General features: G+C 71.6%; 17 protein-coding genes and 1 pseudogene. 11 read left to right on the top strand and 7 right to left on the bottom strand.

The annotated features are described in order from the left end of the window. Positions 1-77: 77 nt before the first annotated feature. A complete protein-coding gene (locus VD659_RS14805) occupies positions 78-1,025 on the bottom strand; it encodes an excalibur calcium-binding domain-containing protein (protein WP_423261838.1) in 948 nt (315 codons plus the stop codon). A gap of 166 nt (positions 1,026-1,191) precedes the next feature. After that, positions 1,192-1,773 (bottom strand): TetR/AcrR family transcriptional regulator, encoded by a 582-nt coding sequence (locus VD659_RS14800; RefSeq protein WP_137837059.1) that lies wholly within the window; start codon positions 1,771-1,773, stop codon positions 1,192-1,194. An 82-nt stretch (positions 1,774-1,855) separates the two neighbouring features. Here VD659_RS14800 and VD659_RS14795 point away from each other — a divergent pair, with 82 nt between their 5' ends. Then, positions 1,856-2,737, top strand: coding sequence for an SDR family oxidoreductase (locus tag VD659_RS14795; protein ID WP_423261837.1), 882 nt, complete (start codon positions 1,856-1,858; stop codon positions 2,735-2,737). Between the two features lie 121 nt (positions 2,738-2,858). Beyond that, the gene (locus VD659_RS14790) at positions 2,859-4,478 is read left to right on the top strand and encodes an MFS transporter (RefSeq protein WP_423261836.1); all 1,620 of its coding nucleotides are present in this window, start codon (positions 2,859-2,861) and stop codon (positions 4,476-4,478) included. A 60-nt stretch (positions 4,479-4,538) separates the two neighbouring features. On the opposite strand, the gene VD659_RS14785 is transcribed toward VD659_RS14790, so the two are convergent. Together VD659_RS14785 and VD659_RS14780 are read right to left on the bottom strand one after the other, a co-directional pair. After that, positions 4,539-5,501: an NAD-dependent epimerase/dehydratase family protein gene (locus VD659_RS14785; protein WP_423261835.1), complete on the bottom strand. Its 963-nt coding sequence runs from the start codon at positions 5,499-5,501 to the stop codon at positions 4,539-4,541. After that, positions 5,501-5,929 carry a MerR family transcriptional regulator gene (locus VD659_RS14780; RefSeq protein WP_423261834.1) on the bottom strand — a complete coding sequence of 143 codons (429 nt, stop codon included), beginning with the start codon at positions 5,927-5,929 and terminating at the stop codon, positions 5,501-5,503. The genes VD659_RS14785 and VD659_RS14780 overlap by 1 nt, the downstream gene beginning before the upstream one ends. Before the next feature lie 139 nt (positions 5,930-6,068). Here VD659_RS14780 and VD659_RS14775 point away from each other — a divergent pair, with 139 nt between their 5' ends. The 6 genes and pseudogenes from VD659_RS14775 to VD659_RS14750 all read left to right on the top strand — a co-directional run. Next, on the top strand, positions 6,069-6,851 hold the full coding sequence (locus tag VD659_RS14775) for an SDR family oxidoreductase (RefSeq protein WP_423261833.1): 783 nt from the start codon (positions 6,069-6,071) through the stop codon (positions 6,849-6,851). Between the two features lie 149 nt (positions 6,852-7,000). Then, positions 7,001-8,056: a 2,3-butanediol dehydrogenase gene (locus tag VD659_RS14770; RefSeq protein WP_423261832.1), complete on the top strand. Its 1,056-nt coding sequence runs from the start codon at positions 7,001-7,003 to the stop codon at positions 8,054-8,056. Positions 8,057-8,137: 81 nt separating this feature from the next. Beyond that, entirely contained in the window at positions 8,138-10,759 is a 2,622-nt protein-coding gene (locus tag VD659_RS14765) for an ATP-dependent Clp protease ATP-binding subunit (RefSeq protein ID WP_423261831.1), read from the top strand. 183 nt (positions 10,760-10,942) lie between these two features. Beyond that, a complete protein-coding gene (locus VD659_RS14760; RefSeq protein ID WP_423261830.1) occupies positions 10,943-11,206 on the top strand; it encodes a type II toxin-antitoxin system prevent-host-death family antitoxin in 264 nt (87 codons plus the stop codon). Then, on the top strand, positions 11,199-11,468 hold the full coding sequence (locus VD659_RS14755) for a type II toxin-antitoxin system RelE family toxin (protein ID WP_423261829.1): 270 nt from the start codon (positions 11,199-11,201) through the stop codon (positions 11,466-11,468). The genes VD659_RS14760 and VD659_RS14755 overlap by 8 nt, the downstream gene beginning before the upstream one ends. Positions 11,469-11,492: 24 nt before the next feature. Then, positions 11,493-11,705, top strand: a pseudogene (locus tag VD659_RS14750) (NADP-dependent oxidoreductase); the annotation flags it as partial. 37 nt (positions 11,706-11,742) lie between these two features. Here VD659_RS14750 and VD659_RS14745 read toward each other — a convergent pair. Continuing rightward, positions 11,743-12,111 (bottom strand): DUF805 domain-containing protein, encoded by a 369-nt coding sequence (locus VD659_RS14745; protein WP_423261828.1) that lies wholly within the window; start codon positions 12,109-12,111, stop codon positions 11,743-11,745. A gap of 213 nt (positions 12,112-12,324) precedes the next feature. On the opposite strand from VD659_RS14745, the gene VD659_RS14740 reads away from it, so the two are divergent. Next, a complete protein-coding gene (locus VD659_RS14740; RefSeq protein ID WP_423261827.1) occupies positions 12,325-12,768 on the top strand; it encodes a hypothetical protein in 444 nt (147 codons plus the stop codon). 41 nt (positions 12,769-12,809) lie between these two features. On the opposite strand, the gene VD659_RS14735 is transcribed toward VD659_RS14740, so the two are convergent. Together VD659_RS14735 and VD659_RS14730 are read right to left on the bottom strand one after the other, a co-directional pair. Next, positions 12,810-13,412 (bottom strand): DUF2510 domain-containing protein, encoded by a 603-nt coding sequence (locus VD659_RS14735; RefSeq protein ID WP_423261826.1) that lies wholly within the window; start codon positions 13,410-13,412, stop codon positions 12,810-12,812. A gap of 33 nt (positions 13,413-13,445) precedes the next feature. Further along, the gene (locus tag VD659_RS14730; RefSeq protein ID WP_423261825.1) at positions 13,446-14,342 is read right to left on the bottom strand and encodes an SDR family oxidoreductase; all 897 of its coding nucleotides are present in this window, start codon (positions 14,340-14,342) and stop codon (positions 13,446-13,448) included. Between the two features lie 122 nt (positions 14,343-14,464). On the opposite strand from VD659_RS14730, the gene VD659_RS14725 reads away from it, so the two are divergent. Together VD659_RS14725 and VD659_RS14720 are read left to right on the top strand one after the other, a co-directional pair. Beyond that, positions 14,465-15,025: a TetR family transcriptional regulator gene (locus VD659_RS14725; protein WP_423261824.1), complete on the top strand. Its 561-nt coding sequence runs from the start codon at positions 14,465-14,467 to the stop codon at positions 15,023-15,025. A 179-nt stretch (positions 15,026-15,204) separates the two neighbouring features. Next, positions 15,205-16,194 carry an alpha/beta hydrolase fold domain-containing protein gene (locus VD659_RS14720; protein ID WP_423261823.1) on the top strand — a complete coding sequence of 330 codons (990 nt, stop codon included), beginning with the start codon at positions 15,205-15,207 and terminating at the stop codon, positions 16,192-16,194. Positions 16,195-16,249: the final 55 nt, after the last annotated feature.

Below are 16,249 nucleotides of genomic sequence, written 5' to 3'. Positions count from 1 at the left end.
GGCGGCGGGCCCGCGTGCCGGCCCGGGCGCATTCCCGTCATCAGAGCATCCGGTCGACAGCATCCACCGCCATGCCCCTACTCGCAGGCGATGCCGTCACCGTCGCGGTCGAGCTTCGAGCTGTAGCCCGGTTCGCCGCGGTGGATGGGCGCAGCTCCCGCGGCCCGAGCGGCGGCGCAGTTGGCGTAGGACACGTCCGGAATCGGCGCGGGGGCCGGCTCCGCCGGCGGGGCAGGATCGGGGGCCGGGGCCGGGTCCGACTCAGCCGGGGCAACGGGGGCCGCCGGAGCGGCCGGAGCGGGCGCCGGAGGTGCCAGCACGATCACGACGGTCCCGCCCACCTCGACGGCCGTTCCGGCGGCCGGGCGCTGCTCCACGACGGTCCAGCCGCTCCAGTCCGTCTGCGCCGAACCGTCCGAGGCGGTCTTCTGCACAGCGAAACCGGCTGCCTTGAGGGCGGTCTCCGCAGCATCCGCCGACTGGCCGGTCTGAGTCGAGACCGGTTTCGTCACCGGCTTGGGCGTGGGGGTCGGTGTGGGCGTCGCCGTGGCAGTCGGAACCCGTGTCGGCTTCGACGAGGGCGACGCGGATGACGACGCCACCGGCGCCGAGACGACCTGCGCCGACCCTCCCCCAGCGGACGCGTTCGGCGCCCACGGGTGCGCGACCACACCGAGGAGGACCACGGCGGCCGAGACACCGACGACCACCTTGACCGCTGTCGCGCGTCCTCGCAGATTGAGCCAGCCGGACTTCTTCGTGCCGAGAGTCCAGACCGCGGCAGCGAGACCATAGAGACCAGCGACGACCAGGAAGGCGCCGAGCCCACCGGTCGCCGCAGCGACGAGGGCGATGAGGAAGGCCACCGCTGCAGAGATCCAGGTCGCACGGGTGGGCCGCCAACCCGCCGTCGCGGCGGAGCCGATCGGCCGCGAGTGCTCACCCCAGGCCGCTCCGTCCCACCACCGCTCGCGAGTCGGATCCTGGGGGTCGCTGTACCAGCCGGAGGCAGGCGTATTCGTCATCGTCGTCGCAATCGGGTCGAGGCGCGCGACGGGTGATCGCGCGGACGATTCGTCGGATCGCCTCGCTCACTCTACGAGTGTCGACGATCGCGGCGGCAGCCCCTGTAGGGGGGTGGCCGTGGCAGATCCTCGGATGCCAGCTCGTCGGCCGGCGGGCTCGCCGCGATCAGCGCAGGGCGGCCGCCGCCTCCCGCAGCTCCGCGAAGGCCGCTCGGGTGTGCGGGGTGAGCTCGCCGGGAGCCGCGTCGCGGGCGGGGTCGCTCCAGGCGCGGTAGCCGGCCCCGAAGGCGAGCACGCCGAGCTCGGCGGCCACCTGCGCGGCCGGCGCCGCCACGCCTCGCGCGAGCAGAGCATCCGAGATCGCCGTCGCCATCACGACCGACTTCATGGCGCTGCGGGAGCGGAGCTCCTCGTTGGCCTCGGTGGCCGCGTGCAGACGCGGGCCGAGGTCGCGGTTGAACGAGGTCATGGCTCCGGCTGCGCGGTCGAGGCCGAGCGCCACCGCGTCCAGCGGCGATGCCGAGGCCGGCGCCTCCGCGATCCCCTCGGCGAAGAGCGTGCTCAGCATCTCCTGGCCGGCGGTGAGGATCTCGTGCTTGTCGCCGAAGTGACGGAAGAAGGTGCTGCGGGTGAGACCGGCCCGCTCGGCGATCTGGGCGACCGTGGTCTCGTCGTAGCCCTGCTCGGTGAAGAGGTCGAGAGCGGCCACGGCCAGCCGCTGGCGCGCATCCGGTTTCCATCTGGGCATGGGAGCAGTCTACGTGATGCGACGAGAGTCTTATCAGGTGTACGGTGATGGGACATCAGTCGCATCACTTGTGGAGGTCTTCATGCGCGTCTTCATCACCGGTGGCACCGGACTCATCGGCTCGGCGGTCGTCGCCGAGCTCCTCTCGGCCGGCCATTCCGTCACCGCCCTCACCCGCTCCGAGGCCTCGGCCGCCAAGGCCCGGGCGGCCGGCGCCGATACCGTGAACGGCGGCCTCACCGACCTCGCCGTGCTGCGCGAGCAGGCGGCCTCGGCCGACGGCGTCATCCACCTCGCCTTCGGCAACGACTTCAGCTCGCCCGAAGCCCTCGCGGCGAACATCGCCGACGAGACCGCCGCCCTCGAGGCCCTCGGCGACGCGCTGGTCGGCACCGGCAAGCCGCTCGTCACCGTCTCGGGCACACCCCAGGCGGAGGGCCGCCCCTCGACCGAGGCAGACCCCCTACCCACCCACGGGCCGGTCGCCGGCCGCAGCATCACGGTCGAGAAGATTCTCGCGCTCTCCGAGAGCGGCGTCCGCACCTCCTCCGTGCGGCTCCCCCGCACCGTGCACGCGAACGGCGAAGGCGGATTCGCGGGCCTGCTCACCCGCATCGCCCGCCAGACCGGCGTGGCCGGCTACCCGGGCGACGGCGCCCAGCGCTGGCCCGCGGTGCACGCGCTCGACGCCGCCGTGCTCTTCCGGCTCGCCCTCGAGAACGCGCCCGCCGGCACCGCCTGGCACGCGGTGGCGGATGAGGGCGACCCGGTGAAAGACATCATGACCGTGGTGGGCCGGCGCCTCGGCCTGCCCGTCGCCGAGGTGCCGGCCGAGAACTTCGGGCCGCTCGGCCCGGTCTTCGTGGCCGACCAGCCGGCCTCGAGCGCGCGCACCCGCGCCGAGCTCGGCTGGGCCCCGACGCATCCGAGCCTGCTGGAGGACCTGGAGAACCTCCGCCCCTGACCGCACCACGGCACGGGTGGCCGGATCTGCTGTTCAGCGCCTCGACAAAAGAGGAAGATGACGGGCAGCCGACACCCGTGACCGCGGGCCCGGCTCCAGCGCAGGAGAACGGGCGGTTGTGATGAAGAAGTGGTCGGTGGTCATCATCCTCGGCGCCGCGCAGTTCGTGATGGTGCTCGACGGCACCGTGATGAACGTGTCGATCTCCACGGTGGTCGCCGACCTCGACACCACCGTGGCGGCGATGCAGGGCGCGATCACCTTCTACACCCTCACCATGGCGGCGATGATGCTCCTCGGCGCCAAGCTCGGAGACGTCTGGGGGCGGCGCCGGGCCTTCGTGATCGGCTCCTGCGTCTACGCCCTCGGCTCGCTCATCACGGCACTCAGCCCGAACATCCAGCTGCTGTTCCTCGGCTGGTCGATCGTCGAAGGACTGGGCGCGGTTCTCGTGATTCCGGCCATCGCCGCTCTCATCGCCGACAACTACCAGGGCGGCGCCCGCATCACCGCCTACGCCATCATCGGCGCCGTCTCGGGCGCGGCGGTGGCCGCCGGCCCGCTCATCGGCGGGTTCGTCACCACCTACTCCAACTGGCGGTTCGTCTTCGTCGCCGAGGTGGTCATCATGGCGGGCGTGGTGCTCTTCTCGCGCCGCATCACGGATGCGACGACCCGGCAATCCGTGCGCATCGACATCCTGAGCGTGGCGCTCTCGGCCGTCGGGCTCGTCTTCATCGTGTTCGGGATGCTGCAGAGCAAGACCTGGGGCTGGATCCGGCCGCTCGCCTCCCCCGCCATCGGCGACGTCGAGATCGCCCCGCTCGGCGTCTCACTCACCGCCTGGCTCATCCTCGCCGGAGCGGCGCTCGTGTTCGCGTTCCTGCGACGGCAACGGATGCTCGTGCGACGCGGGCGGCCACCGCTCGTTCACGTCGAGATGTTCTCCATCCGCCAGCTTCGCAGCGGGCTCGCCGTTCTCGGCGCCCAGTACGCGGTCACCGCGGGGCTGTTCTTCATGGTCCCGGTCTACCTGCAGATGACGCTGGGGCTCGACGCGCTCCAGACGGGCCTCAAGATCTTTCCGCTCTCGATCTCGTTGATCCTCTTCTCCGTCGTCGGCACGCGGCTCTCCAGGGTGTGGTCGGCGCGGCGGATCGTGCGCACGGGGCAGCTCATCCTCGTCTTCAGCGCCCTGCTGCTGCTCGGAGCGGCGACCGAAGACCTCCGGAGCCTGCTCTTCGCCGCCGGCATGTTCCTGGCGGGCGCCGCGCTCGGGCTGCTCGCCTCGCAGTTGGGCAACGTGAACATGTCGAGCGTCACCGAGAAGGAGACGAGCGAGGTGGGCGGACTGCAGGGAGTGTTCCAGAACCTCGGATCGTCGCTCGGAACCGCGTTGATCGGGTCGATCCTGATCGGCAGCCTGGCGACGTCGTTCGCCGGAGGAGTGGCCGCGAGCGATCTGCCCGCCGAGGCGCAGAGCCTCATCAGCGAAGCCACCCAGAGAGGCGTCGCGATCGTGCCGGCGGCCTCGGTGGCCCAGCTCGGCGAGCAGGCCGGGCTGACCGCCGCGGAGGCCTCCTCGCTCGAGGGCATCTACCGCGATTCGCAGCTGAGCTCGCTGCACGTGGCGTTCTTCGGGCTGCTCGCCATCTCGGTTCTCGCCCTGGCGTTCTCGCGCGGCATCCCGTCGACGGTTCCCGAGCGGGCGAAGAAGAGGGCGGCGCCGGCCTCGGAATGATAGGCCGGCSCCGCCGCTCGTTCGCTCGTTCGTTCGTCGTGCTTGTGGGGCGTGCTGACGCTAGGCCAGGCCCAGCTCCCGCAAGCTCGCGGCCGTGTCGAGGATGGTCTGCCCGGCCGGGCGCGGGCGGAAGCCGAGCTCGCGCTTCGCGCGGTCGTTGTGGATGGTGAGCGGGGTGGGCTCCTCCCCCGGAGCCTCCTCGGCGGGTACCCGCTCGGCGAAGACGCCGAGGTGCTCGCGCAAGACGTTCGCGACGTCGAGGAAGGTCAGGGTGGGCCCGTCGGCGAGAGCGAGGTAGCGCTGGCCCGCGGCATCCGGAGCCCGCATCGCCGCCTGATGGAGCCACGCGACGTCCCGCACGTCGGCGATGCCGAAGCGCTGCCGGGGCGTGTGGGTCATGGCGCCCGAGAGCATGCCGGTGAACACCTGCAGCGAGGAGCGGGCGTCGACCGTGAGGGTGGGGCCGGCGATCCAGGTGGGGTTGATCACGACGAGCTCGGTGCCTCCGCCCTCGCGCTCGATGAAGTCCCACGCGGCACGCTCGGCGACCGCCTTCGACAGGGGGTAGGGCGCGAGGCCGGGGGTGGCGGGGTCGGTCCAGTCGTCTTCGGTGTAATCGCGCACCGGCTTCGGCGAATAGCCGATCGCGGCGAAGGATGACGTGAGCACCACGCGGGGCACGCCGGCATCGCGCGCGGCCCGCAGCACCCGCAGGGCGCCGTCGCGGGCGGGCGGCACGATCTCGTCGGGGCTCGTCGCCAGGATCATCGGCGAAGCGAGATGGTGCACGCCGTCCATGCCGGTCGCGGCATATGCCCAGCCCTCGTCGTCGGTGAGGCTGGCGAACACCACCTCGAGACCGCTGGTGTCGGCATCCGGAACCCGCGCGAGGGCCGTGCGGAGCGCCTCTTCGCTCGCCGGGGTGCGCACGGTCGCGCGCACCTCGACGCCGCTGGCGAGGAGGTCGGCGACCACGCGGGTGCCGAGGTATCCGGATGCGCCGGTCACGAGCATCCGGGTCATCACAGCACCGCCTCGAGCCGGTCGAGCATCGCGTTCACGCGCTCGGCGGCGGCCGCCTCGGCTTGCGGGTCGTCGCGGTCGCGCGCATCCCAGAGCGCGGCCTTAGCCTCGAGGTAGTCGAGGTGCACACGGAGCGTGGCGATCTCGGTCTCGATGCGGCGGGCGTGGCGGGTGAGCAGGTCGCGCTGCTCGCCCGCGGCGGAGCGGCCGATGGCGCGATTGGCCTGGTAGGTGCGCATGTCGGCGATGCCCACCCCCATGGCGCGGAGGCAGGCGAGGGCCTGCAGCGCGTCGAGGTCGGCCTCGCCGTAGCGGCGGTGGCCGCTCGACTCGTCGCGGGCGATCGGGCCGATCAGCCCGACCTCCTCGTAGTAGCGCAGGGTGGGTTCGCTGAGCCGGGTGCGGCGCGACGCATTCTGAATCGTCATCACTGTCATGTCCACATCCCACCAGACCTCAAGCGCTTGAAGTCAAGCCGCCCGGCGTATGCTTTTATCCAACGAACGTTGGTTATGGCGTTCGTCGCAACCCGGCCCGCGGCTGCGGACCCGTTTGAAAGGTCATCTCGTGAACCGCTTTACCGACCGTGTCGTCCTCATCACCGGCGGGGGATCCGGCCTCGGCCGCGCCGCCGCCGTGCGTCTCGCCGAGGAGGGCGCGAAACTCGCCCTCGTCGACGTGTCCGAGCAGGGTCTCGCCACCTCCGTCGACGCCGTCACCGCCGTCGCCCCCGACGCCGAGATCATCACCGTCGTCGCCGACGTCTCGAACGAGGCCGACGTCGACCGCTACGTCGCCGAGACCCGCGCGAAGTTCGGCCGCATCGACGGCTTCTTCAACAACGCCGGCATCGAGGGCAAGCAGAACCTCACCGAGGACTTCACCTCGGCCGAATTCGACCGGGTCGTCGCGATCAACCTGCGCGGCGTCTTCCTCGGCCTCGAGAAGGTGCTGAAGGTCATGCACGAGCAGGGCGCCGGCCGCGTGGTCAACACGGCGAGCGTCGGCGGCATCCGCGGCATCGGCAACCAGTCGGGCTACGCCGCCGCCAAGCACGGCGTCGTCGGCCTCACCCGCAACTCGGCCATCGAGTACGGCCAGTTCGGCATCACCATCAACGCCATCGCCCCCGGCGCCATCTGGACCCCGATGGTGGAGAACTCGATGAAGCAGCTCGACCCCGAGAACCCGCGCGGCGCCGCCGAGCAGTTCATCCAGGGCAACCCCACCAAGCGCTACGGCGAAGCCCCCGAGATCGCCGCCGTCGTGGCCTTCCTGCTGAGCGACGACGCCAGCTACATCAACGCGGCCGTGGTGCCGATCGACGGCGGGCAGTCGTACAAGTACTGAGCTCCACGCTCCCCGGCACGCGGATGCGGTGGGTCGCCGTCGACGACGGCCCGCCACATCCGTGGGCCTTTCGGCCCTGTCCGGCGTTCAGGGCGGATGCAACCATGGCGGTGTCACCGCAGCCCGGTGCCGGACCGAAGGAGTCACCCATGAAGGCCGCCCGCTACTACGCCCGCCACGACATCCGCATCGAGGACATCCCGGAGCCCATCCTGCTGCCCGGCACGGTCGCCATCGACGTGGCATGGTGCGGGATCTGCGGCACCGACCTGCACGAGTACCTCGACGGGCCCATCTTCGTTCCGGCGCCCGGGCATCCGAATCCGATCTCGCACGAAGAGGCGCCGGTCACCCTCGGGCACGAGTTCTCGGGCACCGTCGCAGCCCTCGGCGAGGGCGTCACCGACCTCACGGTGGGCGAGAGCGTCGTGGTGGAGCCGTACATCATCTCCCCCGAGGTCCCCACGGGCGAGGGCGACGCCTATCAGCTCTCGCACGACATGAACTTCATCGGCCTCGGCGGCCGCGGCGGCGGCCTCAGTGAGAAGGTCGTGGTGGAGCGACGCTGGGTGCACCCGGTGGGCGACATCCCGCTCGACCAGGCCGCGCTGATCGAGCCGCTCTCGGTGGGGCACCACGCCTTCGTGCGCTCCGGCGCCGGAGCCGGCGACGTGGCGCTCATCGGCGGTGCGGGCCCGATCGGCCTGCTGCTCGCCGCCGTGCTCAAGGCCGAGGGCCTCACCGTCATCATCTCGGAGCTGAGCGAGGCCCGGAAGGACCGCGCGCGCAGCACCGGCGTGGCCGACCACGTGCTCGACCCGCGCGACGGCGACGTGGCCGAGGCCGTGCGCGCCCTCACCGACGGCCGCGGCGCCGACGTGGGCTTCGAGTGCTCGAGCGTGAACGCGGTGCTCGACACCCTGCTCGACGCCGTTCGGCCGGCCGGCGTGATCGTGAACGTGTCGATCTGGGGGCACCCTGCCAGCGTCGACATGCAGAAGCTCGTGCTCAAGGAGCTCGACCTGCGCGGCACCATCGCCTATGCCAACGACCACCCCGCCACGATCGCCCTCGTGCAGCAGGGCAAAGTCGACCTCGCCCCGTTCATCACGGGCCGCATCGCCCTCGACGACCTCGTCGACCAGGGCTTCGACCAGCTCATCAACCACAACGAGTCGCAGGTGAAGATCATCGTGCACCCGTGATGTCTGCGGCCCGGGAATAACCCGGCCCCTCGGGCGTTGAACTTGAGCGTAAGGCACTCAAGTTTCAAACCAGGAGGTTTCGTGCCCGAGAACCTAAACCCCAATGAGGCCGGCAGCAACTCGTTCGACGAGTTCCTCGCCCGCTACCTCGAGGGCGAACAGCGCGCGGCGCGAGCCAGCCGCTCGGTCGACCTCAGCAAGCTGATCAGCCGCCGCACCCAGGAGCTCCTCTCCCAGGCCGGCAGCTACGCCGTCGAGCACGGCCACTCCGAACTCGACGCACTCCACATCCTGCGCACGATCGCGCCGGTCGACCCTGCCGCCGAGGCCATCCGCCGCGTCGGTGCCGACCCGCGCGCCATCGCCGCGGCCGCCGAGCTGCGGCTGCCCGCCGCCAGCAGCGACCCGGTCGTCGCGCCCGCGCTCACCCAGTCGGCCCAGCGCGCGCTGTTCCACGCCTACCAGGTGGCACGCGCATCCGGCTCGACCTACATCGACCCCGAGCACCTCTTCTTCGCGCTCGTGATCAACCAGGACTCCCCCGCCGGCCAGGTGCTGGCGCAGGCCGGCGTCACGCCCGAGTCGCTGCAGGAGGGCATGCGCCAGAACGTCGGCGCCGCTGCAGGTGGAGCCGCGACCGCGGGCGACCCGGATGCATCCGGAGACCCCGCGAACGGCGGGACGTCGGAGACCCCGACCCTCGACAAGTTCGGCACCGACCTCACGGCTCTCGCCCGGGAGGGCGAGCTCGACCCGGTGATCGGGCGGCAGGACGAGATCGAGCAGACCATCGAGATCCTCTCCCGGCGCACCAAGAACAACCCGGTGCTCGTGGGCGAGGCCGGCGTCGGCAAGACGGCCATCGTCGACGGCATCGCACAGGCGATCGTCGACGGCGGCGTTCCCGAGCAGCTGCTCGGCAAGCGCATCGTGTCGCTCGACCTGCCCGCCATGCTCGCCGGAACCCGCTACCGCGGCGACTTCGAGGAGCGCCTCACCACCGTGATGGACGAGATCTCGGCGCACAAGGACGAACTGATCGTCTTCATCGACGAGATCCACACCGTCGTCGGCGCCGGAGGCTCCGGCGAGGGCGGAATGGACGCGGGCAACATCCTGAAGCCGCGGCTGGCCCGCGGCGAGCTGCACCTGCTCGGCGCCACGACGCTCAAGGAGTACCGCGGCATCGAGAAGGACCCCGCGCTCGAGCGCCGCTTCTCCCCCGTGACCGTCGGCGAGCCGTCGGCGTCGGATGCAGTGCTCATCCTGAAGGGGCTGCGTGCGGCCTACGAGGAGCACCACGGCGTGAGCTACACCGACGCGGCGCTCGAGGCGGCCGTCGAGCTGTCGGCCCGCTACGTGAGCGACCGCTTCCTGCCCGACAAGGCGATCGACCTGATCGACCAGGCCGGCGCGCGACTGCGGCTCTCGCTCGGCGCGAAGGCCGTCGCGGTGGACGTCTCGGCGCTCGTTGCCGACCTCGGAGCCCTCGAGGCCTCGAAGAACGCCGCCGTCTCGGCGGAGCACTACGAGGAGGCCTCGCGCATCCGCGACGAGATCGAGGACATCCAGCGGCAGCTGGCCGAGGCGACCACGGCATCCCGTCGTGCCGCGACTTCGGCTCCGGATGACGCCGTCGTCGTCGACGAGAAGGAGATCGCCGCGGTGATCTCCCGCGCCACCGGCATCCCGGCCGGGCGCCTGGGCGACGTCGATCGTTCGCGGCTCGCGGTGCTCGAGCAGGAGCTGCACGATCGCGTGATCGGGCAGGACGACGCGGTCACCGTGGTCGCTCAGGCCGTGCGCCGCAACCGCACGGGCATGGGCGACTCGGGCCGGCCGATCGGCTCGTTCCTCTTCCTCGGCCCCACGGGCGTCGGCAAGACGGAGCTCGCGAAGACCCTGGCGTCGTCGCTGTTCGGCGACGAGAAGGCCATGCTGCGCTTCGACATGTCGGAGTTCGGCGAGCGCCACACGGTCTCCCGCCTGGTCGGCGCCCCTCCCGGCTACGTCGGCTACGACGAGGCCGGCCAGCTGACCGAGCGCGTGCGCCGCAACCCCTACTCGGTGGTGCTGTTCGACGAGATCGAGAAGGCGCACCCGGATGTCTTCAACCTGCTCCTGCAGGTGCTGGACGACGGGCGCCTGACCGACGGTCAGGGCCGCACGGTCGACTTCCGCAACACGGTGGTCATCATGACCTCGAACCTCGGTTCGGAGTTCCTGGCCTCGCGTTCGGGAGCGATGGGCTTCGTGGCCCGCTCGGCCGACGGCTCCGACAACGGCTTCGGCTCCGACAAGGCGCTGCGCGACCGCGTGATGGGCAAGCTGCGCGAGGCGATGCGCCCCGAGTTCCTCAACCGCATCGACGAGATCGTGCTGTTCCGCAAGCTCGAGCAGGCGCAGCTGCGCCGGATCGTGACGCTCATGCTGGGCGCCACCCGGGCCCGGCTGGCGCTGCGCTCGATCGCGCTGACCGTGACGGATGCCGCCACCGACTGGATCGCGGAGGCCGGCTACGAGCCGGAGTACGGAGCACGCCCGCTCCGCCGGGTCATCCAGCGCAACGTCGACGATCGCGTCGCCGACCTGCTGGTGTCGGGCGCCCTCGCCGACGGCGGGGCGGTCACGATCGACGCCCGCGACGGGCGACTCATCGTGACGGCGGACGCGGCGGCCGAGCTCCTCGCGCAGGCGGCATAGCGGCACAGGTTTCACCCCTCCTGGTGAACACACGGGCCGGGCACTCTCGCAGTGCCCGGCCCTTTGCCGTGCCCGCCGCATCCGCTCCCGCATCGCCGCTGTCGGCAGCCCTCGATACCCTCAGAGATCTCCCTGCACCACCGTCCGATCGACACAGGGATAGCTAAAATGTACAATTTAGCTATGATCGCCATTCCGGCCACCGAGGCCCGTCAGCAGTGGGCCCGCACTCTGCAGATCGCCCACCGCGAGCCGGTGACGATCACGCAGCACGGGCGCGACAGCGTGATGATCCTCGACGCCGAGGTCGCCACCCGCGCACTCGCGGCACTGCAGGATGCCGAAGATGCTGCCGCCGTCGATGCCGCCCGGGAGGAGATGGCCGGCGGTGCGCCGACCGTCTCCCTCGACGAGCTCGCCGCCGAGCTCGGCATCGTCGTTGACTGAGCGTTACCGAGTCGAGTTCAGCCCTGCCGCAGCGCGGTCGGTGCGCAAGCTCGATCCCGTCGTGCGACGGAGGGTGCTCGTGGTCGTCGGCCTGCTGCGCGACGAGCCGCGGCCCGCGGCGATGAAGGCGCTCGTGGGCCGGCCTGGCGAGCTGCGCGTGCGCGTCGGTGACTTCCGCATCATCTCCGAGATCAACGAAGGACGCCTGCTCGTTCTCGTGCTGACGGTCGGCCATCGACGGGACGTCTACCGAGTGAAATGAACTCGGCCCGGACTCCGGCAGCGGGTTCAGGATGCCGCCCCCGACGGCATCGACGCCGCCCTCGACTGCGTGGGCACCGACGAGGCGGTCGACGTGTCGCTCGCCCTGGTGGCCGACCATGGGCGCATCGTGAGCATCGCCGCGACGGGACGGGCCGCTGCCGAGGGCTACCGCATCGTGGGCGGCGCCGAGCTTGCCGGAGGGCATCCGGGCGGCACGTTCGCGCTCGTCCCGTAGCGGTCCCTGGCCGATGCCGCTCAGGCGCCGGTGGCGGTCAGACGCGGATCGCCTCCGGGCCGCCCGGCACCGGCTGCCGCGAGGGCTGCGTGAAGTAGACGATCAGCACGACGAGTCCCCCGATGGGCACCAGTACCCAGAACAGATTCGGCCAGCTGTGCCCCGCATCCCGGAGTCGGCGCACGCCGACCGCGAGGTTCGGCACGAGCACGGCCACCGACCAGACGCCGGAGAGCAGGGCGCCGACGCTCGATCCACCGCTGATCGGCACCGCGGTGAACACGTTCAGCGCGGCCGAGACCAGAGCGGTGAAGAGAATCCACCACCAGAACTCCGAGCGCGACGCCACCCCGGCAAAGTCGGCGTATTTGCGGAGCACCGTGCTGATCGACTCGCCGAATGTCATGGTCTCGTTCCTTTTCCGGATGCTGAACGGGTCCAGGGTAGCGGGCAGCGCGGCCCGGGCGCATGGCACCGGGGTACCGCATCCGCAGTAGCGCGATGTGCACCCTGGGAGGATTCGCGACGCGCCGCCACCGGCGAGCATGGGATGACCGACGGCCCAGCCGGGTGGCCGGAACCCCGGGACGGCGCCGCGAGCGCCGGAGGAGGTCTGCGAATGTCCGAAGTCTGGTGCATCGTGAGCGACGACGATGTGGCCGCCCGCACGCTCGCGGGCGCCCTGCTCGAGCAGCACGACCAGGTGGCGGTGATCACCCGGGATGCCGCGCCGTTCGCGCTGCTCGTGAACGTGTACGGCGACGGCATCCTGACCGCCGAGATGCGCGACACCGAGTTGCTCTCGCTGACGGATGCGCTGTGGACGATCGAGGAGAGTTTCGGCCCGGTCGACGTGATCGCGCTCGTCGCCGGCCCCGCCGTCCCCGGCCGCGCCGCCCTCTCTGGCACCGGTCAGACCCCCGCCGAGCCGCCGATGGCCGGCGCCGAGGCGTACTTCGGCGCCCGCTGGCCGCTTGCGGAGGTGGTGCGGGTCACGCACGTCGACGAGGCGCGCGCCGCGCACGCGGCACACGACGCACGGCGAGCGCCGCTCGACCGCTGACCGGACTCGACCGCGGCCACCGAGTCGGGGGCGCCGCGGCGTCAGCGGAGGAACATCATCAGCACGATGCCGATGGTGACGACCACGATGACCACCGGAGCCACGATCAGACGCACCGCCGGCACCGTCGCACCGTGTTGGGCCGCCGCCTGCAGTCCACGAACTCCGTGGAACGCGGCGATCCCGATGAGCACCACCGCGACCGCGATCAGCCCGAGCAATCCGGTCACGATGGTCGCCGCGAACGGCACCGGGTCCCCCTGCACACCCAGCATGCCGACCACGACGATGCCGATGACCGACGCCGTCCAGAGCAGCACCCCGACCAGATAGAACCGTGAACCCCGGCGCACGGCGAGGTTCACACCCGGGCGATGCGCTCGCTCGTAGTCGGCTCCGAAGATCCCGTTCCGAGCGGCACGCGCGGTGTGAGGCGACCAGGCCGAGCCCGTCCACCAGCGCTCGCGCCCTCCGGCCGCCGGGTCGGGATCGGTGTACCAGCCCGGCGGCGGCAGCAACGGCATCGCCGACGGCCAAGGTGCCGGTGCGTGCGCCTGCGGCTGCGGCTGCGCCTGCGCCTGCGGCGAGGCTGCCGCGGCCGCCGGTTGCGCGTTCTGGGCCCGGTCGGATTCCCCCGAAGTCATGCGTCGATTATGCCGCGACCAGGACCGCTGTGCTCACCGCCCCGGGTAGTAGCCCGCCTCGATGTCGGCGAGGAGGCCGGGATGCGTCGGCGTCCAGCCGAGCAGTTCCTGAGTCAGCACGCTCGAGGCGGGCATGTCGACGCCGAAGAACATGCCGATCCAGCCGAAGTGCTCGGCCACGGCCTCGGGCGCGATCGACGCCGTCGGCACGCCGAGCGTACGGCCGAGCGCTTCGGCGATCTCCTTCGCCGAGATGCCCTCCTCGCCCACGGCGTGCACGAGGGTTCCCGCCGGCGCGTTCTCGAGCGCGAGCGCGACGGCGGCCGCCGCATCCGCCCGGTTCACGGCGGGCCAGCGGTTCGAGCCGTCCCCGATGTACCCGGCCACGCCCTTCTGCCGCGCGACCGCGGCGATTACCGAGAGGAAGCCGTAGTCGCCCTGCCCGTGCACCGTCGGCGCGAAGCGCAGGGCGACCGACCGCACACCGCGCTCCACGAACTCGAGCGCGAAGTTCTCGCCGCCGCCGCGCGGAGCATCCGGCCCCACCATCGGCGAGGCGTCGCGCTCGGTCAGCACGCGGCCCGGCGCCAGCATCGCGATGCCCGAGGCGAACAGGAAGGGCCGGTCGCTGCCCTCGAGCGCCGTGGCCATCGCCTCGACGGCGGCGCGCTCGGTGCGGCCGGCGCCCGCCATGTCGGAGAAGTCGTGCTTGAAGGCGAGGTGCACCACGCCCTCGGATGCCTCGGCGCCGGCGCGCAGGCCGTCGAGGTCGTCGAGGTCACCGAGCCGGGCCGTCGCTCCGAGCGCCCTCAGGGCCGCCGCCTTCTCCTCGGTGCGCACCAGGCCTTCGACCTCGTGGCCCGCCGCGAGGAGTTGGGGAACGACGGCGGAGCCGATCCAGCCGGATGCCCCGGTGACGAATACGCGCATGAGTGCGCCTCCTTCCGTCCGGCCTGCACGGCCTGGACGATCAATGTCAGTTGCTGACATCACTCTAACACCCCATGTCAGCTTCTGTCATCACTCTGCGGTGCCCGCACTAGAATGGCCCCATGGCACGTTGGGAACCGGATGCGCGCGGCCGCCTCGCCCTGGCCGCGATGCAGCTCTACGGCGAGCGCGGCTTCGAGCAGACCACCGTGGCCGAGATCGCCGAGCGGGCCGGCGTGACCGAGCGCACCTTCTTCCGCCACTTCGCCGACAAGCGCGAAGTGCTCTTCAACGGCTCGGTCGGACTGCAGGACGCCGTGCTCGCCGCGATCGAGGCGACACCCGCGGGCGTCGGCCCGGTCGAGACCGTCGGCCGGGCGATGGAGGTGGCCGGTTCGGTCATCCCCGAGCGGGAGTACGCCGCCCAGCGCACGGCGATCCTCGCCGCGAACCCCAGCCTGCAGGAGCGGGAGCTGCTGAAGCTCGCGAGCCTGGGAGCGGCCGCCGCCGAGGCTCTGCAACGGCGCGGCGTCGACCCGCTCGCGGCGACCCTGGCGGCGCAGACCGGCGTGGCCGTGTTCCACGCGGCCTTCGCCCGTTGGGTCGCCGAGGTCGACGCTCCGCCCCTGGCCACCTGCATCCGCGAGGCCCTCGCCGAGCTGCGGGCGCTCACGGCCGACTGAACGAAGAGCCGCCACCCGGGCGCGCGCCGACGACGCACAACCCTCGTTCGGCGAGGTGTCAGGATTCGCGCCGCCCTCCACGGCGGCCCTGGACGCGTTCTCCAACACCCGGGCCGTAGGATCGGCTCACCGGAGCCGGCGGCGCAGCCGTACGGCAGGCCACGAAGCGAGGAGTGACCGTGTCGATCCCCATGACGCTGACGCGAGGGCTCGCGTCGATCCCGCTCGTGAAGGCCCTGTGGGAGAAGCGCGCGGCGGATGCGCCGAAGAAGGTCGCGGCGCCGATGCCCGCGAGCCTGCGACGGCGGTGCGTCGTCGAGATCGCCACGGTGGGCGGCTTCGAGGTGACGACCCTGATTCCGCGGCGTGGAGCATCCGGCGACCGCTTCGTGTACCTGCACGGCGGCTCCTACGAGCATCCGATGGTCGGGCCGCACTGGAGCATCATCGGCGGCATCCTGCGGCGCACCGGGGCCGCCCTCGTGGTGGTCGACTACGGGCTGGCACCCGAGCACACCGTCGACGAGGCCTACTCGCTGCTCGAGGCCGTGTACGCCCGCGAGCTCGAGCGCGCCGGCCTGCACGCCGCCGAGCCGGCGGGGCGTACGGCGGCAGGCACGAGCACGGGCACGGGCAGCACCACGGGCACGGGCCTGAAGGCGCCCGCGACGAGCGCCGACTACGCCGGACGCGCGGCCCCCCGCGTGTTCGTGGGCGGCGACTCGGCGGGCGGCGGCCTCGCAGCCGGCTTCGCCCTGCACGCCCGCGACACCGGCATCCGGATGCCCGACGCGACCTTCCTCTTCTCCCCCTGGCTCGACGTCACCCTCGCCGACCCGGGCATCGACGCCCTCGAAGCGCTCGACCCGATGCTCGACCGAGCCCCGCTCGTGCAGCAGGGCATCGCCTGGGCGGGCGCCCGCGCGACCACCGATCCACTCGTCAGCCCGCTCTTCGGAGACCTCGACGCCCTGCCGCCGACGCACATCTACCAGGGCGACCACGACATCCTGCTCACCGACGCGAAGCGCTTCGCCGCCAAGGCGACGCACGCGGGGTCACCCGTGACCCTGCGGCTCTACCCCGGCAGCATCCACGTGTTCGTCGGCGCCAGCTGGACCCCCGAGGCCCACCGCGCCCTCGACGACGTGGCCGCCCGGATGCGCTGAACACCCCGTAACAATGACCACTCCCCCTCCGAAGGCGTCTACGCTCCTAGGACAG

The organism is Herbiconiux sp. 11R-BC (assembly GCF_049472555.1).
Taxonomy (GTDB): domain Bacteria; phylum Actinomycetota; class Actinomycetes; order Actinomycetales; family Microbacteriaceae; genus Herbiconiux.
Note: the sequence above shows the minus strand (reverse complement) of the source record. Positions and strands in the feature narration are given on the sequence as shown.